The sequence below is a fragment of the Bacillus infantis genome (assembly GCF_050107595.1).
Taxonomy (GTDB): Bacteria; Bacillota; Bacilli; order Bacillales; family Cytobacillaceae; genus Bacillus_AB; species Bacillus_AB infantis_C.
Genome location: NZ_JBNILH010000007.1, coordinates 188,609 through 210,139 on the forward strand (window position 1 = coordinate 188,609; position 21,531 = coordinate 210,139).

General features: G+C 44.3%; 18 protein-coding genes, 1 other RNA gene and 1 pseudogene. 4 read left to right on the forward strand and 16 right to left on the reverse strand.

The window, feature by feature from the left end; all coding sequences use genetic code 11:
• Positions 1-10: 10 nt before the first annotated feature.
• The 5 genes from ACQCVH_RS16115 to ACQCVH_RS16135 all read right to left on the reverse strand — a co-directional run bounded on the left by ACQCVH_RS16115 (position 11) and on the right by ACQCVH_RS16135 (position 4,633).
• Complete coding sequence (locus ACQCVH_RS16115; RefSeq protein WP_426836659.1) at positions 11-1,471, reverse strand: esterase/lipase family protein; 1,461 nt, start codon at positions 1,469-1,471, stop codon at positions 11-13.
• A gap of 83 nt (positions 1,472-1,554) precedes the next feature.
• Positions 1,555-1,914 (reverse strand): VOC family protein, encoded by a 360-nt coding sequence (locus ACQCVH_RS16120; RefSeq protein ID WP_426836660.1) that lies wholly within the window; start codon positions 1,912-1,914, stop codon positions 1,555-1,557.
• A gap of 16 nt (positions 1,915-1,930) precedes the next feature.
• Positions 1,931-2,392 (reverse strand): SRPBCC family protein, encoded by a 462-nt coding sequence (locus tag ACQCVH_RS16125; protein ID WP_426836661.1) that lies wholly within the window; start codon positions 2,390-2,392, stop codon positions 1,931-1,933.
• A 54-nt stretch (positions 2,393-2,446) separates the two neighbouring features.
• Entirely contained in the window at positions 2,447-3,229 is a 783-nt protein-coding gene (locus ACQCVH_RS16130; RefSeq protein ID WP_426836662.1) for a helix-turn-helix domain-containing protein, read from the reverse strand.
• A gap of 168 nt (positions 3,230-3,397) precedes the next feature.
• Positions 3,398-4,633, reverse strand: coding sequence for a hemolysin family protein (locus ACQCVH_RS16135; RefSeq protein ID WP_426836663.1), 1,236 nt, complete (start codon positions 4,631-4,633; stop codon positions 3,398-3,400).
• 162 nt (positions 4,634-4,795) lie between these two features.
• Between ACQCVH_RS16135 and ACQCVH_RS16140 the strand changes: the two genes are divergently transcribed.
• A complete protein-coding gene (locus ACQCVH_RS16140; protein ID WP_426836664.1) occupies positions 4,796-5,113 on the forward strand; it encodes a hypothetical protein in 318 nt (105 codons plus the stop codon).
• Between the two features lie 117 nt (positions 5,114-5,230).
• Here the strand turns inward: ACQCVH_RS16140 and ACQCVH_RS16145 are convergent, their stop codons facing one another.
• The 6 genes from ACQCVH_RS16145 to ACQCVH_RS16170 form a co-directional block, all read right to left on the reverse strand.
• Positions 5,231-6,928, reverse strand: coding sequence for a methyl-accepting chemotaxis protein (locus ACQCVH_RS16145; protein WP_426836665.1), 1,698 nt, complete (start codon positions 6,926-6,928; stop codon positions 5,231-5,233).
• 321 nt (positions 6,929-7,249) lie between these two features.
• Complete coding sequence (locus tag ACQCVH_RS16150) at positions 7,250-8,551, reverse strand: coiled-coil domain-containing protein (RefSeq protein WP_426836666.1); 1,302 nt, start codon at positions 8,549-8,551, stop codon at positions 7,250-7,252.
• A gap of 1,307 nt (positions 8,552-9,858) precedes the next feature.
• Positions 9,859-10,749: an SAM hydrolase/SAM-dependent halogenase family protein gene (locus tag ACQCVH_RS16155; protein ID WP_426836667.1), complete on the reverse strand. Its 891-nt coding sequence runs from the start codon at positions 10,747-10,749 to the stop codon at positions 9,859-9,861.
• Between the two features lie 93 nt (positions 10,750-10,842).
• Entirely contained in the window at positions 10,843-11,370 is a 528-nt protein-coding gene (locus ACQCVH_RS16160) for a competence protein ComK (protein WP_426836668.1), read from the reverse strand.
• A 284-nt stretch (positions 11,371-11,654) separates the two neighbouring features.
• A complete protein-coding gene (locus tag ACQCVH_RS16165; protein ID WP_426836669.1) occupies positions 11,655-12,026 on the reverse strand; it encodes a DMT family transporter in 372 nt (123 codons plus the stop codon).
• A 63-nt stretch (positions 12,027-12,089) separates the two neighbouring features.
• The gene (locus tag ACQCVH_RS16170; RefSeq protein WP_426836670.1) at positions 12,090-13,619 is read right to left on the reverse strand and encodes a carboxypeptidase M32; all 1,530 of its coding nucleotides are present in this window, start codon (positions 13,617-13,619) and stop codon (positions 12,090-12,092) included.
• Between the two features lie 315 nt (positions 13,620-13,934).
• Here ACQCVH_RS16170 and ACQCVH_RS16175 point away from each other — a divergent pair, with 315 nt between their 5' ends.
• On the forward strand, positions 13,935-14,891 hold the full coding sequence (locus ACQCVH_RS16175; RefSeq protein WP_426836671.1) for a D-2-hydroxyacid dehydrogenase: 957 nt from the start codon (positions 13,935-13,937) through the stop codon (positions 14,889-14,891).
• A 99-nt stretch (positions 14,892-14,990) separates the two neighbouring features.
• Entirely contained in the window at positions 14,991-15,272 is a 282-nt protein-coding gene (locus ACQCVH_RS16180) for a hypothetical protein (RefSeq protein ID WP_148973190.1), read from the forward strand.
• Between the two features lie 188 nt (positions 15,273-15,460).
• Here ACQCVH_RS16180 and arfA read toward each other — a convergent pair whose 3' ends face one another.
• From arfA to ACQCVH_RS16195, 3 genes are all read right to left on the reverse strand, one after another.
• A complete protein-coding gene (gene arfA, locus ACQCVH_RS16185; protein WP_426836672.1) occupies positions 15,461-16,981 on the reverse strand; it encodes an arabinosylfuranosidase ArfA in 1,521 nt (506 codons plus the stop codon).
• A 245-nt stretch (positions 16,982-17,226) separates the two neighbouring features.
• A non-coding RNA gene (gene ssrS / locus ACQCVH_RS16190) (6S RNA) lies at positions 17,227-17,423 on the reverse strand.
• 85 nt (positions 17,424-17,508) lie between these two features.
• Positions 17,509-18,066 (reverse strand): glycerol-3-phosphate acyltransferase, encoded by a 558-nt coding sequence (locus tag ACQCVH_RS16195; protein WP_426836673.1) that lies wholly within the window; start codon positions 18,064-18,066, stop codon positions 17,509-17,511.
• A gap of 82 nt (positions 18,067-18,148) precedes the next feature.
• On the opposite strand from ACQCVH_RS16195, the pseudogene ACQCVH_RS16200 reads away from it, so the two are divergent.
• A pseudogene (locus ACQCVH_RS16200) lies at positions 18,149-18,422 on the forward strand (hypothetical protein).
• On the opposite strand, the gene ACQCVH_RS16205 reads toward ACQCVH_RS16200, so the two are convergent.
• Together ACQCVH_RS16205 and ACQCVH_RS16210 are read right to left on the reverse strand one after the other, a co-directional pair.
• Positions 18,419-20,215: a S9 family peptidase gene (locus tag ACQCVH_RS16205; protein ID WP_426836674.1), complete on the reverse strand. Its 1,797-nt coding sequence runs from the start codon at positions 20,213-20,215 to the stop codon at positions 18,419-18,421. The pseudogene ACQCVH_RS16200 and the gene ACQCVH_RS16205 overlap by 4 nt on opposite strands.
• Complete coding sequence (locus ACQCVH_RS16210; protein ID WP_426836675.1) at positions 20,215-21,471, reverse strand: M20/M25/M40 family metallo-hydrolase; 1,257 nt, start codon at positions 21,469-21,471, stop codon at positions 20,215-20,217. Before ACQCVH_RS16210 ends, ACQCVH_RS16205 begins: the two co-directional genes overlap by 1 nt.
• Between the last annotated feature and the right edge of the window lie 60 nt (positions 21,472-21,531).

A 21,531-nucleotide genomic window follows, 5' to 3' on the forward strand; every position in this document is an offset into this window, starting at 1 on the left:
TAGCAGTATTTTACTTATAAACAATGCCGGATCCATCTACATAGATGGACTGTACAATGCTCCTTTCAAACGCTTTACCCTGGCCGGTTTTCCCAGTAATTTGGATGGTGAGGTTGTATATGCCATTTTCTTTAAAATCTGAAGCATCAGGAAGGCCCGCTTTGATCCCATGACTGGAGGAGGACTTGGCTCCCTTGCCTTTAAAATGAACCCACTCTGTCTGATATTTCACGCCCGGCTCCAGGCTTTTCCAGCTCTTCAGATTTATGCCTGTCCCTGGAATAGCTTTATCCTTGTCTAGACTGACTGTATACAGAAAACCGATACGTCCCTCTTTACTGCTTACAGTCCAGCTCCCTGGCACAGGATTCTTTACAGTGAATTCAGTGACATATGCCCCAGAGAAAAATCCTGAACCATCTTTATAAATTCTGCCGGGTGTATAGCTGTTCCCCTGTTCATCCTGCAAAACCATGTCCGGGACACTTTTGCTGCTTAACACAGACACTGAGGCAGCCTTTACTTCATCTTCGATAAGAAAGGAATCTTCAAACACCTCATCTGCCATTCCACCATGAATGATCATGCTGGAAGCCTGGGAAAAATCTGTATCGGTTAATAAGGGAGAATGATCAGATTGGGAAGAAGGCACAGTTAAAAAGGGGTTAAGCTCTGGGAATATGACCGATCCTTGCCTTATGCTTGAATGATTCCAGGAACGCTCAGCTATGACAGGGAAGCCTGAAAGCCTCGAACTGATTAGGGGGACGACGCCATCATTCCTGCCATACTGGCTCAAATACAAGCCTCCCCAATATGTTGCCGATCCAAAGCTGCCCCAGCCGGTCCCACCGATTGTGTAAAAGGGAATCCGCTGGGCGTTCGAATGGGAGTCTGTCAAACTGCGGTAATAGCTCATATATCCTGTCTGAAGTGAGGCAGTTGCATCATTGCGGCTGCCGAGGAGTTCGGAAAGCCAGCCGGCAGCACTGCTATTGGCAAGGTCTGCGAGCTGTGTGCCGCTGTGGGGAGTAGATAGGGTGATTACTCGGGAAACATAAGGATATGCTTCATTATGGACGAGGGCTGTCTGACTATCCACACCGCCCTTGCTGTAGGCGACGACTGCCAGTTTTTTCTGCCCGAAATGATAGTAGATTTCTTCAAGCATGCCTGCCAGCATCATTCCGTTTTCCCACATATCCCGATCCGGATAAAGATCGGCATATGCGGTCTGATATCCGTATTCCCCTGCTATTTCCGGCATATCATTTTCCTCCAGCCAGACATTCGCAGAATTGCTGTAGCCGTGGATAAACACGAGCGGCGGAAGAGATGGATCTACTATATTGGGACTTTCTCCGGGATACCATCGCCCCGGGCTCCCCCCGCTTCCTCCGCCCCCTCCGGCAGTTGATACCAGCGGAGCAGCAAAGAAAAAGATCAACAGCATTACTGGAAGCGATTTCATAAAACCCCTCCTACTTTCAAATTTTTCAGCTTCAGTGTAAGTTTTCCAGGCAAACAAAAAAAGAGGAGAAAGTTGGATTCTCCTCAATCAAACTGCAAATATTCTAATATATTGCCGAACGGATCTCTGAAACTTATATATTTACCCGGCGGACAAGCTGCCGGCTCTTCCATCAGTAAATCAGCACCTTTGGATTTCAGGCGATTGACTTCATTTTCAATTTTTTCCGTTTGAAGCACTAGTACCGGCCCTGTCGCTGCCTTTCTATCTATATAATCAGCACCTTCACTTTCTTCCAGGATAATTGGCAGTTCCCCGTGTGCAAGCGACACTATTTTCGGGCCATACTGTTTGTTTACTTCGAAATCGAGTACTTCTGTATAAAACCGGAGTGCTTTTGTTAAGTCTGGTACATAAATCCCTATTGCACATAATTGAGCCATTACTGTTACCCCTTCCTTATTGGCAGCAAAGTAATCCTTTGCCGGATTCAATACTCTGCTTCAGGCTCGCCAGCATTTGGTCCCAGGCCGCTAAATGCCATTGTTTTGCCTGATCCCACTGCCCGCTCTCTCCCCAGCCATCATGCTGCAGCGAGATTTGTATACCTTCCGGAATATCCTCCAGAATTACGGTTACTTTAGTCAGATTATGTTCACTATTCATTAGACCGGCAAAAGCATCAGGCCCTTTCCATTCAAACATAAGCTTTTCTTCTTCTAAGATACTGAGGATTTTACATCCTTTCGTATTCATGCTGCTCTTATCTGAGGGATTGAAATATAATTCGAACCGCCCTCCTGCTGCCGGTTCGATCACTGCTTCCGGGGCAAACCACTCGGTTATTCTATCTGATTCGGTCCACGCTCTCCAAACTAAGCTTTTGTCAGCCTGAATGATGATATCAGTTTTAATAGGCACGGCATTCTCCTCCTTTTTCATGATTATACTGCCTTACTTTTCCTATAAATTCTTCTAGTTTGCTTTGTTGGTTATTTTTTCAAACAGCAAGAGAGGAAGATTGATTAAGATTGGCGGATCATGGGGCAGCGGCTCCCTCAGCTGAACGGTGGCCTTGCAGTCCGTGTTTTTCTTGATTTCCACCGTTCCTTCCAATTTCCCCCTAAGGAATGTTTCCGGCTGAAAATACCTGAGGGGATTCATGCTCCACTCCAGCCCTGCTGCCAGCAGATAATAAGTTCCTTCCGGGATGTCTGTGAAAATGCATTGAGGGCTGTTATGGCTGAAAGCAGTCCCTTTGACAGGCCTCTGATCGGGAATCGGCTCAGGAAACAGTCCTGCAAAAATAATTCCCCTGAATCCTGGGGGGACCTGGATAAGACAGCTTACTTTTGCCCGGCTTCCCGGTGCCTCTGATTCCATTCTCTCAGGGAGCAGCGTTTTCGTCTCATCCATCATTTTCTGCAGCATTTCCATACTGGCTTCGTATCGTTTAGGGCTGATTCCCACATGATTTTTAAAGCGGGTTTGAAACGTACCCGGGCTAAGATACCCTGAAGCAATCATTGCCTTAGTCAGTGAAGATTTCCTTGCCAGTTCTTCCTTCCCCATCTCGATTCTTAACGCACTAAGGAAATGCCTCGGAGAGATTCCTGTCGCCTTTTTAAAGATCCTCGTAAAATGAAAAAGGCTGTAGCCTGTTAAATCGGCAAGCTCTTTTGTAGTGATCTCTTCCTCAAGATGCTGCTTCATATAATCAATCGCCTTATCTGCAGCCTTCATCTGTTCTGGGTTCATATTTTCACCTTTTTCTTTTGGCTCTAGTTTCTATTTGCTCTCTGTCCTGCAAAACCCTTTTTATCAGAGAAAAAAGTAATGAGATTTTTTATCAAAATCACAATGTGTGCTTTCCAGCTCCCAATAAAAAAGATTCTGCCATTTTCCCAGCAGAATCCAATCTTTTATCTATTCAACTGTACCAGCCTGTTTTGTTATCTCGATCTGCTTGACTTTATTGTCTTCTATTTCCTTTACTGTAAAGCGCAGGTGATGGTAGTCATAAGTCTCTCCTTCTTCAGGAAAATAGCCTAATTCCTTCAGCAGGAAACCGGACAAAACATCCTCTTCTTCCGGAATCTTTGTCTTAAAAGCTTCATTAAGCCGATGGAGGGAAAGCTTTCCGCTGCAGACGATATGAGAGTCGGTAAGTTCCTCTATCAGCACTTCTTCATCATCGGTTTCGTCATTGATTTCCTGTCCGATCATTGCCTCAATGATGTCTTCATGCGTAATGATCCCGCGTGTGCCTCCGTATTCATCAAGGACGATAGCAATATGCTTGCGCTCTTTCATCATAAGCTTAAAGACCCTTTCTATTGAATGGAATTCGTATATGAATAAAGGGTCATTATCTGTATATTCATCCAGTGCATTTGAAAGGTCGAGGGACCAGGACAGAAGCTGTTTGCTGTGAAAAACCCCGACAATATTGTCCATATTCTCTTTGTACACAGGATACCGTGTATAATGGCTGTGCAATACGATATCCCTCGCCTCTTCATATGAAGAGTCAGCAGGAATGCCGATGATCTCAGTCCGCGGAGTTTTCAGGGCATCACGCACATCAAGTTCAAAGAAATCAATGACTCCTTTGATCCTGGTTGTTTCTTCATTATTAAATGTCCCTTCTGTTGTAGCAATATCCACCATTGTAATCAGCTCTTCCTTCGAAAAGCTGACTTCCGCTTCGCTGTCCTTCGAAAGCAGACGGATGACCCCCCTTGTGAATCTTGACAGCAAAAATGTCAATGGCTTCAGGATCATCATCAAGAAACGAATAACCGGGAATACGATGAATGCAATTTTGTCTGCAAAGGTTGCAGCGATGGACTTAGGGAGCACTTCTGCAAAAATAATCAGGACGACTGTCAATATACCGGTCGCAATCCCTACATTAATTCCATAGTTGATCGCCACGATGGTGACCAATGTAGGAAGCATGATATTGGCGATATTATTGCCGATCAGGATGGCGGTGATCAGTTCGTCCGGCTTTGCTACAGTATCAAGAAGCTTTTGAGCTTTACGATCATCATTTTCAGCTCTTGTCTTCAGCTTCATTTTATTAACGGCAGTCAGCGCCGTTTCACTCCCCGACAAGAAAAAGGACATAAACAAAAAGAAAATTATTGCAATAAACACAGTTTTCCTCCAAGAGTTTTTTCTTCCATCATACCCAATATAAGAAGAATATACAAAGCATAAACCCTGTTTACCATACTACCCCCATTACAACGCATAAAAAATTCCTTTTCCGTGTATGCTATGAATGCTGTCATCCCTTATGCATAAGGAGTGTTTGAAATGTCTGTCTTTGTCTACCAAACCTTTGAACTTAAGCAGGACAAGTTTGAAGATGCTATTGAAAATATTAAAGCGATCCAGCAGCACAGAAATGAAATGTACGATCACAAAGTCGATATCCTGACTCCTGTCACAGGGCCGGATCATACATATGCATTCCTCTGCACCTATGAAGGCCTGGCAGAAATGGAGCTTCAGAATAAAAGGCTTTTTGATGATGAAGACTATGTTAAGCTGATAGGAGACTTTTTCATTCAGAACATTGTACAGGGAAGCATAAGAACACAGATATTCCGTTCATTGGCAAATAAAGCATAAAGGAGTTTTGCTCATATTAAGGTGGAGGCAAATGTTCTAATCCTGCCTCAGAGCACACTTGAGATATGCTGCGGAGTATATATAAGAAATGGCCCGCCTGATCCCGCGGGCCATTTCTTATAGTTTAAATCGGCTGACAAGCTGATTGAGCTGTTTTGCCAGCTCTGCGAGACCGTTGGCATTTTGTTCAACATCGGTCATCACTGAGTTGGATTGGATGATTGTTGCAGCTGTCTCTTCTACACCTGCGGCCGCTTCTTCTGATACCGATGCTATCGTTTCAACCGACTGGCTGATGGCAGATGTATTCGCATTCGCCTCCTCAAGGGTGCTGCTCATTTTGGAAATCGTCTCCCCTAAAGAGAGTATGGATTCTTTCAGGCTGCTGAAAGTCTCTTCAGTATCCTTCAGGCTCCCGGTGCCCCGCTGAACCTGTATGTAGCTTTCCTTCAAAGATTCGGCAATCTGCTTTGATTCTTTCTGAATGCTGGCTACGATGTCTGTGATATGAACCAGCGATGATGTTACCTGCTGGGCAAGGACTTTCACTTCGTTAGCAACGACGGCAAATCCTTTTCCGCTGTCTCCCGCTCTCGCCGCCTCAATCGCAGCGTTCAGCGCCAGCAGGTTCGTCTGGTCTGCAATACCCTGGATCACTTCAACAAGGGAAGCAATTTCCCCTGACTGCTTTTCAAGCTCGCCAACTTTGGAAACAGAGCCCTCGACAGTGTTATGAATCTGTGCCATATCCTTTCCCGTCTGCTCCATTCTCTCCATACCAATGGAAGCTTCTTTTAATACATTGCCAGCTGTATCTGACATAGATCTGCCAAAATTATGTGCAGCCTTGATGCTCTGTGAGAATCTGGCCATTGTTTCAGAAAGATCTGATGCTGCAAGCGCCTGCTGATCAGTGCCGGAAGCAAGTTCCTCCATTGTGGCTGATATTTGACTGCTCCCTGTAGCAACCTCGTTAGCAGACTTTGTCAGGATACTGCTTTGAGCCTGAACCGAACCTGCAGCTTCCTGAATGGAGCCTACCATCTGGAGGAGATTTTCTTTCATATCATCCATGGCAGTCGCCAGGATTCCGATTTCATCTTTTCCCTTCCAAACGAGCGGTTGTCCAGAAAGATTCCCTGATGATACCAGCCTGGCACTATCAACCACTGCTCTGAGATTTTTCTTCACAGTCCTGTTAATAAGAATAATGAATGCAAACCCTGAAGCAGAAGAAACAAGGATGGAAGCAATCAAAATGATGATGCTGGCCTGAAGCCTTTCCTCAGTACTGGCGATTGACTGGTCCTTGCCTGCCTCCACACTTTCTCTTAATTCATTTAATCGTGCGATGACGGTATCTCTCTTGGTGCGGATATCATTCAGAACCGTCAACACCCGGGCATTGCTTTCAACATTTGGTATAAGCTGGTCTTTAAACAGTTCATTAAGCCTCTCATCACTTTCGATGAACTTGGCATAAAGATCCTGCTCCTCCTTCGTTTTCATGCTTCCTTTTAGTGAATCATGAAGCTGAAGGAATTCGCCCGATTGCTTATCATAGTTTTCAACGATTCTTTGCGAGCGCACCTGCACATAATCCAGCACCATGATCGTTTTTGAACGGTAAATGGAGCCCATCTCTGTAAGCTGGACAGCACGCATGCTGTTCTCATCAATGGAAGCTACATCCCTTTTAATCAAAGAAAACTGATTAAACACGACTGCTGCTGATAAAATGAACAAACAAATAGTAGCAGAGAAGACAGCTATGTATTTCTTTCCCAAATTCCAATTTCTTAGTATAGTAATCATTTCATCCCCCAGTATCAGTCTTTTTTACTATTATCGGCCGAAAATTAACAAGAATCAATAGAATAAACAGAAAATATTCATTTTTCTAAATAAATTTAAGGTAAATAGTACTATAGTGAGCCGGGGGATTACAGGGGGCTTACCAGGGTTTAAGGCATTAAACAAGCGCAGTGGCTCTTGTCATTCTATTCCTATTGTAAGAAAGGCCGCTGAAAATATCTTCTTCCCTTTTGGCCCAGCAGCCAAAGCTTCAAAAATACATTCTTATCCTAATAAAAGGAGAGGGCATATATGCCCTCTCCTTTTATTTAGAAGATTCTATTAACGGACTCTTACTACACGTCCGTTGAATTTCTGTGCCCAATAGCCGCTTGACATATTGGCAATCGCTACGCCTGTGGAACTTTGGGAACCGATGAATTTACCGCCGCCGATATAAATTCCGACATGTCCATCTGTTTTATAAGTATTGAAGAATACTAGGTCCCCTGGCTGCATTTCGCTTGTGGAAACGCGGGTGCCTGAGTTTTTAAGAGAATCAGTACTTGATCCGACACTGATGCCAGCCTGCGCAAAAGCCCAGTGTACAAACCCGGAGCAGTCGAAACGGCCGTTGGCAACGTCAGATGCAGTTCTTCCTCCACCGAAAACATAAACGGAATTTCCGATATATTTATAACCTGCAGTAATGACAGTATTAATATTGCCGTTTGCCTTCGGAGCTGGTGAGAATGACTGAGTACTGCTGCCTCCGCCATTATTGCTGCTTCCGCTATTGCTTCCTGCTCCGCTGTTTGAAGAAGCTGTTGTATTAGAGCTGTAGCTCCTTTGCACTGCTTTGGCAGCTTCGGCAGCCTGGCGTTTTCTTTCCTGCTCAATCGCATTGTCAATTGAAGACAGTTCAGTTGCCAGTGAAGCATCTTTTTGAAGCAAGTCCGCTTTCAGGGCAGAAGCCTGCTTTTCCTTTTGCTGAACCTCAGCCTTAAGTGTATCAATCTGTGCCTTCTGTTCAAGAATCTGAGCCTGCATGCCTTCAAGCTCTGTCTTCATTTCATTAAGGCCAGCCAGTTTTTTCTCAACAGAAGCCTGCTTTTCTTCTAGCTCCTTCTTGTCCGCTTCATGCTCTTCCATCAAACCTCTGTCAGCCTCGACGATCTTAGCTACCGCTCCTACACGGTCAATAAAATCACTGAAACTAGTAGATCCCATCAGCACTTCAATATATCCGACTGAAGCACCGCTCTCCTGGAACGACTTGGCCCTTTCCTTCAGCACTTCGTTCCTCTTCTCAATACGTTCCTGAATGACAGCGACTTCTTTCTTCAGTTCTTCAATCTCTGCATTTGTTGCAGCGATTTCCTCTTTTGTGGCCGATATCTTGCTGTTATTATCCTTGATAGCCTGATTGACGCGTGCAATTTGGGCATTCAATTTTTCCAGTTCATTCTGGGCTTTTGCAATCTCTTGAGCTGCCTTGGATATATTGGCCTGGATTCCAGAACGCTGTTCCTGGATTTGAGCTTTTTTGCTGTGTAATGTATCCGCATTTACTGCCGGGATGGAAAATGCACTTCCCAGGCCAAGCATAATTGTCGTGTTTAGCACTACTAATTTCTTTTTCATCGCTCTCTTCCCCCTGCTTCCCTTTGCCAAGCTATAAGATTCTCTCTTTAATCTAAATTGCAAAAGCCAACGGCAAACTATTATGTATTTAAAATTTTAATATCAATTCTTCTGTGACAAATTTCTATTAAATAAACCAATTTAAACCTTTTTTTCACATTTAGAAGTATAACATCCAAATCTTTCAAACAGGTAATAATTATATTACAGTTATATTTCAATCGTGACATTAAACCACTTTTATACTAGTTTTTACGGTATAAATACCTTTATTTTACAATTAAACAGCGAAAATCTATCTAAACGTGCCATTTAGACATTTTTTTCTCCATACATTCATCCGGGTAAATTAGCATATATTAAGCAGGAAGTTTTGTTTTGTATAATATTGGCTATAAAAACTTATTATCCCATTTTCCGACAATCACTCTTTGGCTGGTGAATATATGGCGAATAGAAAAAGAAGGAAAAAACGAAAGCAGGTGGCCGGAAGACAAAAAGACTCGATGTTCATGGAAATTCTATCGGAAGGCCTCAGCCAATTATTAAACCCGTTTTTATGGCTGGTAAGGCTGATTTCACGTTTGTGGGATTGAACGAAGATATAAAGCCGATGAAATGTTTTCTGGGTCACAATATATAAATCAATACCGGTAATTTGACATGCAGTATGTAATCGGTTAGGAGAATCAGGCAGTTGTTACCTTCCCCTTTAATACCTTATGTATCCCGTTTGAGGTACTCTGATGGGTGAATCCACCTTCTTGAGTACCTTTTATGTCCCTTTTGAGGCACTCTGATCGGTCAATCCGCCATCTTGAGTACCTCTTATGTCTCTTTTGAGGCACTCTGATCGGTCAATCCGCCATCTTGAGTACCTCTTATGTCTCTTTTGAGGCACTCTGATCGGGCAATCTGCTTTCTTGAGTACCTCTTATGTCCCTTTTGAGGCACTCTGATCGGGCAAACTGCTTTCTTGAGTACCTCTTATGTCCCTTTTGAGGCACTCTGATTGGGCAATCCGCCATCTTGAGTACCTCTTATGTCCCTTTTGAGGCACTCTGATCGGTCAATCCGCCACCTAGAGTACCTCACGTACTCAGCTTCAAGCACTCTGATCAGTGGTTTCTGGCTGCCTCTTCTCCTCCGAAGCATTCTCCTATTGATAAAATTTTCAGATCAACCTTCCCAAAGAAAAAAAGACCTATCCGGTCTTTCTAATGGATTTTGACATTAACTTTTATCCTCCATCTTCTTGCAGCAAAAGGACATAATTAGCAAGCAGGCCTGCACTCCCGCAGCCCCTCTCATGTGGCAGCAGCCTCATGTTCAAAGTTTTTCTGCAGCATCTCTCTGGGATCCGCCTTTTCAACTGCTATGGTCCAATCTTGCCCTCCCCCTATCGAAAATATTTCAGAAAAAGAACCTTGGTTAACAGCCAGCCCAAGATTGCCAAGTGAGTTTATATAGGCAACAGGTTCTCCCCCGGGGACATCAGCAAAAGATTTCCCAAAAGTAACCAGCCCTCTAAAGGCAAGTGACTGGCCGGCCCTTATTTCCACTTTCAGTTTGTCTCCATATGCCACACTCATCTCTTTTAGCAGAGACCTGCCAATATTCGTCCACAAATTACCGAAGCGGACATCCATAATCTCAATACACCCTGCAGCTTTGCCTTTCTTGAGCGAAGAGCATGCAGCATGCAGAACACAAATGCCTGCGGGGTCGGCAGCTCCCCCCAGTTCTTCAAAGCTGACTGCCCCGCTGGCCAGCCTTGCCCCTGTATACGCATATATATCCCTGCCGTGGAATGTATGAGATTCCAAAGATCCTGGAAGACGGTTCATCGTCTCATCAATGACCCTTGCTTTTGTGATCCCTGCATTCATGATGACATGAGTCAATGTACCATTATCCGGTGTTATGACCACCTGTCCGGACAATGTTTTGACAGCCAGGCTCCTCCTCTCAGAACCAACACCAGGATCGACGACAGAAACAAAGACTGTCCCCTCAGGCCAATATGGGAGAGTCTGATTAAGCCTGCAGGATGCCTCCCATATGGAAAAAGCAGGAATGTTATGCGTCAAATTGAAAATTGGAATGGCAGGGCTGACGGAAAAAGCAACACCGTGCATCGCACTGACCGCCCCATCTGCTAATCCGAAATCTGATTGAAATACTAAAGCCCTTCCCATCTCTTTCACCCTTTCAAAATTTGTGTATAAAAAGAGTTATGCCGGGAAAGACTCAAAAATTCTCAATTTTTTCTCTGCATAAATAAGTTTGGCTCACTCACTTATTTTGAAGCCAGCCGGCGGGTTATAAAGATATGTCAGTGTTCTGCCTGTTGCCTTTTCGATCCGGTATTTATAGCTCTCAGCCCTGGCCATCCTGTTTTTGAAAAGTTTTTCCGAAATATCAAGATGTACTGTTTTTCCGTTTATAAGCAGGACAGCACATTTATTCTCACCGATGGCTGCCACATCTTCTATCCCGTGAAGCGAAAACCATACGCAGTCTTCATGAAAGGGAGCTTTGTGAGGAAACCAAAACATGTCCTGCAGGCCGCAGAGCCGTACCGGCGGCATGCTGACTTTGCCTAATACTTTCTTAGTCCCCTTCATAGCGCCCTTTAAATTGCTTCCCAGCTGCTGAAGAGAATCATTCATTACCTCATGCGGGGGCCCTTTAACCAAAACTGTCCCCTCTTCCATGCCCACAATTTCAGCATGCCACTCCCCAAAAGGATTCCTAAACGGCATGATACAGAGCGTCTCTCTCTTTATAAGGTATTTCTCTATATATAGCTGATCCAAACTTTCCCCTCCCCTGGTCTGACCCATATTTAAAGAAGCTTGTACAATTTTCTTAGCAAGAATAATTTTCTTCATTGATATCAGCTGTGAATTCACATAAGAAACACCTCCAAATCGGAAAAGGTTTATGTATGTGTAAACAGTGTGCGTATGTGAAGGGTTCGAAGAAGAAGAAATGAAAAATGCGGAGTTTTTCAGAAGAAAATGGCTTCCAGTCCTGCTGCCAGAAGCCTGTGAATCTTAGTGATCAGGATAATTATACAATTAATAGAATATTTTGTAAATTAGTTTTCTCTTACTGTTTTTGTATAAGCTTCTTCCCCGCCGGCATGATTTGATGGGGAAGCAATATTAAGGAGAACTACACCAAGAATAATTAGGATGATTCCTGCAGCGCTCAGCATACTGAGCTTTTCTTTCCAAATCAATATGCCTATTACGGCAGTTGCAGCAGTGCCGATTCCAGACCAGATAGCATACGCGATGCTCAATGGGATTGTTTTTAAGGAAAGAGATAAAGCAAAAAACGCCACTCCAAAACCAAGGAGCACCCCTAGCGCTGGCCATATTTTCGTAAACCCTTCAGAGGCCTTCAGCATAGAAGTTCCGAATAATTCTGCTGCAATGGCAATGAACAGAAATATATAAGCCTTCAATTAAATCACCTTCTATGTATTTTTTTTTCAAGAAAAAAGCTCTCCTCGAGGGAGAGCCTTTCCTTAGCAATTATATAATTTCCCATATTTATCTTCAAGGTATTGAATAAGATACTCAGCATTAAGCTCTTCACCCGTCACCTTTTGAATCAACACATCCGGTGTAAAGGTTTTACCATACTGATGAATATTTTCTTTCAGCCATTGCATGATGGTGCTGAAATCACCTTCCGCTATCTTCTCCCAGAAATCCGGGATTTGTTTTTTAATTGCTGCCAGAATCTGCGCTGCATACAGATTGCCCAAGGAATACGAAGGGAAATAGCCAAATCCGCCGAATGACCAGTGTACATCCTGAAGCACCCCTGCTGTATCTGTCTCAGGTGTAATCCCCAGGTAATCTTCCATCTTTTTATTCCATGCTTCCGGGAGGTCCTTTGCCGAGAGCGTCCCTTCAAAAAGGCTTTTTTCAATCTCATAGCGGAGCATGATATGAAGATTATAGGTCAGTTCATCGGCTTCCACCCGGATAAAGGATGGATTGACTGCATTTATCGCCTGGTAAAACTGATCTTCCGTTACATTGGCCAGCTGTTCCGGGAAGGTTTTCTGGAATTCAGGATAAAAGCGGCTCCAGAACTGCCTGCTTCTGCCAACCATATTCTCAAGAAATCTTGATTGCGATTCATGGATGCCGAAAGATGCCCCTTCCCTGAGACAAGTTCCCTCAAGAGCAGGATCGATCTGCTGTTCATAAATTCCGTGACCGGCTTCATGGATAGTGCCGAACAGAGCTGTCAATACATTGTATTCAGCATATCTGGTCGTAATCCTGACATCTCTTGTATTGATTGGCTGTGCAAAAGGATGGACTGTTTCATCCAGCCTGCCTGCATCCAGATCAAAGCCGATTTCAGGAAGGATCCTTCTGTTGAAATCCTTCTGTTTCCCAACCGGAAAGGACTGTTTGACGATCTCAACAGGCAGATTTGAACCAGAGTTCTGTATTTTCTTCAGCAGCCTCACACTGCTTTTGCGCAGGGATGAAAAAAGAGGATCAAGCTTTTTTACTGTCAGCCCTGGTTCGAAATCTTCCAGCAGTGCGTCATAAGGATGTTCATATTCGCCATAAAGCTTTATGAATTGTTTTTTGTAATCTATAATCTTTTCCAGGTAAGGAAGATAATGCAGAAAATCATTCTTTTCCCTGGCTTCTTCCCAGGCATTGTTGGCATCTGCAGTCAGAATGCTATATTCTTTGTACATGTCAGCAGGGATGCTCTTGGATTTATCATAAAATGTTTTTCTTTCCCTGATTCTTGCCTGCAATCTTTCATTCGGCTGGGCAGCTTTTTCTTTATCGTCCAGAATGGCGAGCACCTCTCCGAGTTCCCCGCTCACCTGAAGCTTGAAAATTTCCGTTTCAAGCGTCCCGATTGACTTGGAGAAAAATCCTCTCCCTTTTTTCGGGGCCATCACCTTCTGATCCCAGCCCAAAAGGCTGGAGATGCTTGTTAGATGCGTTATTTTCTCATCTATTTCTTCAAACCTCTTTAAGGCAGCTTCATATGAAAGTACAGCAGCAGTTTGCATAAAATCCCCCCTGATATATTATCAATATAGAATATTCGGTCTATTTAATTATAAAAAGAACAGCTCTCTTTTTCAATAAACTTTGCTGGTGTTCTGTATAGATTTTGGGATAATCCGTCTGAAACAGTTTACACACAGCCTATTAAAAATCTGGCATAAAAGCCTTACTAAAGCATTTACCATTCCCTTTCCGAAGCCCAGACAGGTTTCGTCCTGGTTGGCTAATTAAAGCATTTCTTTTCTTATTATTTTCCAAAGGTGTTAGAATAGTATTATTCGAAATTTCTGTCATCTATAAGAAAGAAGGTAGCTTATTTGTCCACAAAAACCATGATACTTACACAAAATCTTCGTGAAGACCTGTTAAAGAATGTTAAAGACGTTATGCCAGGCTGGAACATCATCGCAGGGAAAGATCCCGAAACCTGGAAAAGCCATCTGATGGATGCTGAGATCATAGCAGGATGGAAAAAGGATGCAGCCCCAGCGGCGGAAAGCCAAAATCTCCGCTGGATTCAAGCCTGGAGTGCCGGCGTCAATAATCTCCCGCTTGAAGAGCTGGAAAAAAACAATGTCTTTCTGACAAGCGCAAATGGTGTCCATGCTTATCCGATTTCTGAAAGTATATTTGGCCTGATGCTCGCACTCACCCGAAAAATACATACCTATGTAAAAAACCAGGGAGAGAAAAAGTGGCATCACAGTCATATGAGCCAGGAAATTCACAAAAAGACCATCGGGATTATGGGTGCGGGTGCAATTGGCCGCGAAACTGCCAAAATTGCTAAAGCATTTGGCATGAAAGTGATTGGAGTGAGGCACTCCGGAAAAGAGGAGCAGTATTTTGACGAAATGTACACTGCCGAAAAGCTGGATGATATTCTGCCTCACTGTGATTATGTTGTCATCACACTCCCTCTAACAGATGAAACACACTCTATGTTTTCCGCTTCGCAGTTTAAAAGGATGAAGAGCACAGCATTTCTAATCAATATCGGCAGAGGGGAAATCCTGGTCGAACAGGACCTGATCAGTGCTCTTAAAGAGGGAGAAATTGCCGGAGCGGGTCTTGATGTTTTTGAAAAAGAACCTCTCCAAGAGAGCAGCCCTCTCTGGGAAATGGAGAATGTAATCATCACTCCCCATACCTCCGGATCAACGGAATACTACGACGAAAGGGTCGTAAATGATATTCTTGTGCCCAATCTGAAGGAGTATCTAAAAGGAAACGAGCCTTCCCGCAATCTTGTTGATTACAGGAAAGGCTACTGATAAATTCCAAGGCCCTTCTAGTCCGCGGTGATGAACATATTCTATAAACCGGAAGATATGCATAGTTTGTATAGGGGAAAATAAAAAGGGGGAATGAAAATGAGCGTGATCCATGATCAGTTCGATGCCATTTCTATCCGGAATGTCCATCGGCAGCTGAAAGAAATACAAATGATCGCTACCACAAACAGATGCATAGACTGGGAGCTTGCCTCAGCGCTGGACCAGGTCACAAGGGCGGCAGGAATGCTCTGCAATGTAATAGAAGAACATCTGGATGGGACCCGGAGTGATGTTGACGCCCTCTATTATATAGAGGAAAAACTGTCGGCCGCCCTTTCCATGGCAAAGAAAATCGATAACCGCAGAGAGCCTGTATAAACAGGGTGCTGTCAAAGCAGGCACCTAAAAAGCCAAGGGAGAGAAAGATATATTTCTCTCCCTTGGCTTTTTTGTGGTTCATTTACATAACAGCCCAGCTGTATATAATCGTTCATTTAATTTTCAGGACAGAAAAGACAGTAAACAAAGTCTGCTGCCTTGGAAGTATTATTGGCTTGCTTCCACTCTCAAACCTCAAGCTTCTTAAGCCGGATCATATTCCAGGACATTTTTGGCAATACAGCAGTCAGAGTGCCCTCTTCTATAAACGAGTCATTGCTCTTCTGTGGCTTTACCTGCTCTTGATCGATTGTATTTACCGCTTTTGGATTTTCATTTTTGAGTACTATCTGTTCGGCTAATGTATACCCTTCGAAAGACCGGATATCCACATCGACCAGCAATTGAGTATCCAGACTGCGATTTACTGCAAAGATGACGAGTTCTTCATTCTCTTCATTATAGACCACTGACTGGTCTAAGTACGGCACATCTGTAAAATCTTTACTGTCATACTTTGGTGAATCAACAATTGAATGAAGTGCTGTACCGCGTCCATAAACAGAAGTATAGTAGTACGGATAGAAAATGGATTGCTTCCAAATGCCGCCTCCTGTTTCTGTCATAATAGGTGCGATGACATTTACCAGTTGGGCCATACAAGCGATTTTTACCCGATCTGAATGCTTTAGCAATGTATTCAGCATGCTGCCTACAAGCAAAGCATCCTCGAAAGTGTAAATATCCTCCAATAACGGAGGCGACATAGACCAAGGCTCAATGGCCTTGTCCTGATCATTGGAATGAAACCAAACATTCCATTCGTCAAAACTCAGGTTCATTGTTTTTTTACTGCGTTTCTTTGCCTTCATATAATCACATGCTGCAGTGACAGTTTTAATGAAATGATCCATATCTAATGTATTTGCCAAATAGTTTGCAGTGTCATTATCTCTATTCCCATAATATTGATGAAGAGATATGTAATCAGCAGCTTCATATGTATGTTCGAGTGTTTCTGCTTCCCATTCAGGAAATGTTGGCATGCCTGAGCCGGAGCTTCCGCAGCTGACCAATTCAATCGAAGGATCGACCAATTTCATTGCCTTGGCAGTTTCAGCAGCAAGCCTTCCATATTCATATGCTGTTTTCATGCCAATTTGCCAGGGTCCATCCATTTCATTTCCTAAACACCAGACCTTTATATTGTGAGGGTCAGTACAGCCATGTTCTTTTCTTAAATCACTCCAATAAGTACCGCCGGGATGATTGCAGTATTCCACTAAACTTCGTGCAGCATCAATGCCCCTGGTACCTAAATTAACAGCCATCATTACTTCTGCATTGACCTTCTTTGCCCAGGCTGCAAATTCATTTGTTCCAACTTCGTTCGTCTCAAGTGAATTCCAGGCTAAATCCAGGCGTTTTGGCCTCAATTCTTTTGGTCCGATACCATCTTCCCAGTTGTATGCTGAAACCATATTCCCCCCAGGATACCGGATGATCGGCACTCTCAGCTCTTTTACCAGTTCTATGACATCTTGACGGAAACCATCCTTATCAGCACTGGCATGCGAAAGTTCGTATATTCCCCCATATACCGCCCGCCCGAGCTGTTCAATGAATGATCCATATATCCTCGGGTCGATATCTGATATTTTAAACGACTTGTCTATTAGCATTTTTGCTTTATGTGCATTCAAAGCCATTATACTCACCTTTCTATCTATACCTTATTTATCCCAACTTTTATATGTATCCTCAAATGGAATTAACTAATCTATATAGTTTAGTGGATATATAAAGTATTGGCTGCTCAGCCCTTGAATACCTTTATTTCTATTGAAATTTGCCATCCTTTTTAAAAAAGGCAGAAAATGATCGTGTTTTTTCTTTAAAAATCCCTTAAAAACAAAAAAACCAGCTCCTAAAAGGAACTGGTTTCTGAATGCTTATGTAAGCCACTTTTGCCGTAATAAATATAAGAAAGTTTTAAACCACCACTCCTCAAAGTGGGTGTTTGCAGAAACCTTCCTGCATGTCCTCCTTGTCACATGTGACAGAGGCTTGTCATTCCAGCTTCGATATAAAACTCCCTATTACAGCTTAAAGGTTAAAACTTTATTATGGTTACGGGCAAAGCAGCTTGTATTTATATATTACCTCATTTGCGCTCCCAGCTCAACTGTTTTGTATGGAAACGGAGGAGCCTTCTGGCTGAAAAGTTATTTTCATGCTAAGCAGCTTTTTTCGAAAAATAGTCGTTATGGGCTGCTATCACAACCAGGAGCATAATCGCAAATGCACCCGCTGCTGGAATATTTCCTCCTAATAAATAGATGGAAGCAGGCATTGCCGCCATCGCGATAAGCCCAGGAACCGTAAATCGGCGGGCGATGCCCCATCCGGCAAGCAGCACAATTAAGGCAGCCAGCAGGCTTGCGGGGGCCATATAAAGAGCCGAGGCCAGATATACGACAACCCCCTTGCCTCCCCTGAATCCAAGAGGAGCCGGCCAGATATGACCGCACAGCACAGCAAAGGCGCAGACCAGCAGTGCAGCATGCCCCAGAAAAGCATCAGCTGCGGCCAAAGCAAGCACTGTCTTTCCGGCATCGATCAAAATTGTATAAAAAAACCCTCTTTTTCCCAGTTCACGGCCAGCATTCCTTGCACCTGCGTTCCCGCTGCCCATCTGCCTGATATCTTTCCCCTGCCACTTTCTGGCCAGCAGATAAGCCCCGTTGATGCAGCCGGCTAAATAGCAGAGAATGAAAGCTGCTGCTGTATACATAAACCTTCCCCCCGAATAATTCTGCGGCTGCCGGCAAAAATAGAGCGAAGCAGCCCAGACCTGATCTGGAAGAATAGGCCGAATGTCTGTTATACATACCAACTTTTGGGATGCCGTTTTTGCCGTGCCTGCGGTTCTTATTGTAACACAGCTGCTGAAGCTGTATTTCAATATCCCTGGAAAAATCGTACCGACCGTTGCTTTATTATGCGGATTGGCCATTTCTGTCTTTATTAGCCATAAGCATGATTTTGTGGCCGGCCTTTTTATGGGAATGGTTTTATGGGTCTGCAGCGATAGGCTCATACAGCAGCCTGAAAGCTTCCATAAAAGCTTACCGCAGCAGCAGCTCCTAAAGTTTAATCCTTCCTGAATACTCCTTGAGGAAATCCCATGAAGCTGTATAAGCTTTAATATTATTCTCCCTTTTAACAAAGAAATGTCCTTCATCCTCAAAACGAATATACTCTACAGGATGTTTGCGGTTCTTCAGATCTTCCACAATCTGCTCTGTTTCCTCAATCGGCACCCTTGGATCGTTGGCGCCATGGAGAACGAGAAGCGGACATTGGATCTTTTCTGTTTTATGCAGCGGATCAATTTCATCGAAGAATGCCCCGTCTTTCTCTATGCTTCCATATTCAGCTTCCCTCATTTTCCGCCTCCATGGGCTGGTGTTCTGCAGGAAAGTCCGGAAGCTGGAAATACCGACAATGTCAATAGCAGAAGACCATATGTCAGGGTAGTGGGTGATGGCTGCCAGGACCATGAAGCCCCCATAGCTTCTCCCCATTATGCTGATCTGATCCCCGTCAGCCCCTCCCTCTGTTTTCAGCCAGTCGACAAGATGGACTAAATCACGGACAGAGTCCATCCGTTTCCTGACATCATCCAGATGGGTAAAGCTTTTACCATAATAGCCAGTGCTGCCCCTGACATTCGGCGTACATACAGCAAATCCTTTATTCAGGAAAAATTGCAGGAATGGATTAAAGGCAGCCCTTATCTGGCTTTCCGGGCCGCCATGGACAAACACAACCACCGGGAGCTTTCCATCGGCCTTTTTTGGCTTATAGTAGAACGCAGGAACCTCAAGCCCATCAAAGGAAGCAAAAGAAATCAGCTCAGGGGCGCACAGCTTTTCCTCTACCACAGGATCATGCGAAATGAATGTAGCCCTTTTAGCTTTAAGAGACCTGAGATCAAGCTCCCAAATGTCTGGAGGATGCTGGGGCCCATTCAGGACAAAGGCAAGCCTGCTGTTATCAGGAGAAAAGGCAAAGTCAGTAATGACGCCTGCAGGGGATTCCCACTCTCTCACTTCATTCGATTCCGGATCAAATAATGCCCCCTTTGAAACCCCTCCTTCATTTATAGAAAAAGCCATCTTCTTTTTATCAGGACTAAGCTTCAGCTCTTCCAAGTCCCACTCCTTCCCGACCAGCCATTGTGTTGCCAGGGTCTCAAGATCAAGGCTGGCAAGATTCATGAATTCCCGGTCCCTGTTGGAGAGAAGGTAAAGCACTTTCCCATCGGAGCTGAACGCAGGGCTGGCAAAAGCCGCTTCTCCGTCATGCTTTGTGAGCCACTGCACCGTTCCCCCTGAAAGATCAAGCAATCCAAGGTCATTATCAAGATTCGTGTTTACCTGCTCTATCAGCAGGGAGTTTCCTTCCGGATGCCATAGAAGCGGAGAAAAATTCCCATCTCCCCGGAACACCATTTTAACTTCAAAACTTTCCAGACTTTGAATATAAATATCGAAATAGGTGTTATGACGGCGGTTGCTGGCCCAGGAAATCCACTTTCCATCCGGGGATACACCGCCATACTTATGGATATGTTCAGGCGAGTCGGTCAGCCGTATGACCTCCCCTGTTTCTGTGAGAAGGAATAGCTGCTGCTTTTCATTCACACCCTCATCCATGCCAAAAATTCTTTTGCCTGTTCCCGGGATAAAAGAAACAAACATAATCCTTTCAGCGGTTTCCAGCACCTGAACAGGATTGCGGGTTTCAGGGTTTATTTCCCAGATCTGCGGAAGCCCGGATGCATCTGAGATGAAATTCAGCTTCTTTCCCTGGGGTACGTAAACAGGATTTTTCACATTTCTGATGCTCATAAAATTTTCAATCGTCAATTGTGCCATTATAAGCTCCTTTCTGAATCATTTTGACGGTGGAAGCCAAGGAGCGGACTTGTAATGCCTTTGACTCCAGCCAATCCAAGAATGCAGAGGAAAATGGCCTGCGGACCATAATACGCATCATAAGGATCAAAATACTCTTCAAGTGTATGTATGCCGCCAAAGCTTCCGCCGCCGCCAAGTGTAACAGCCGGAATTCCAAGAGCAATCGGCACATTGGAGTCAGTGCTGCTGGCTTTCTCAAACGAAGCTGTGAAGCCAAGCTGCCTTGAGGCTTCCGCAGCAGTTTGAACGATGGCTGATTCCATATCCTGGCTGCCTGCCGGCCGGTCCCCTACCTGATTAATTTCAACTGTAATTCCGGAATCAGCTCCGGCAGCTTCCTTGATGATGGAGAGTGCTTCATTTTCAACCCTTGCAAGCTCATCTGCGGAAACAGAACGAAGATCAATGATCAATCTTGCTTCCGCTGCAATCGTATTGACCGAGGTCCCTCCGGATACTATCCCCACATTAAAAGTTGTTTTCGGATCTTCAGGCACCTTAAGATCTGCTATGCCGGAAATGGCCTTTCCTGCAGCATGAATGGCGCTCGGCGTCCCGAAATCCCCAAAGCTGTGGCCGCCTGGACCCTTATAGATAATCTCATATCTTTTACTGCCTGCAGTCAGATAAGTAATGCGCTCGGGGCTGCCCGGTTCTATGGAAATGAAACCGTCTATCCCATGATCTTGTCCAAACAGCGCCTTAACGCCATTTAAATCCCCAAGTCCTTCTTCTCCGACCGTCGCTCCAAACAGAATATCCGCTTCCGTTTCGATGCCCGTTTCGTTAAACGCACGGATAAGAGTCAGTACGGCAGCCAGCCCCCTTCCGTCATCAGCGATGCCGGGAGCATAAATTTTTCCGTCTTTTTCTTTTGGGACTGTGTCAGTACCTGCTGGAAAAACCGTATCAAGATGGGCACAAACCGCAATCCTCGGTCCATTCCCCGTTCCCTTTCTCAGGCCGAATATATTGCCTGCATCATCTTTCGAAATATCTTCAATACCCAGCTCTTCCAGCTTTCGCCTATAATACTCCCCCCGTTCCCCCTCTTCGAAGGTAGGTGCAGGGATGCTCGTCAGCTCCTTTTGATCAGCAGATGTCCGGTCATTATCATTTTTTAAAAAGGATAGTCCCTTTTGGACAGCTGAAATGCCCATTATTTTTTCCAATGTTTCCGCCACGCTATTGTTCATTTCAAGATTTCCCGCCAATTTTCTTCCCCCTTTGCAAAGTCTATTATTATTATATTCCAAAAATTAAATCTATTGTTG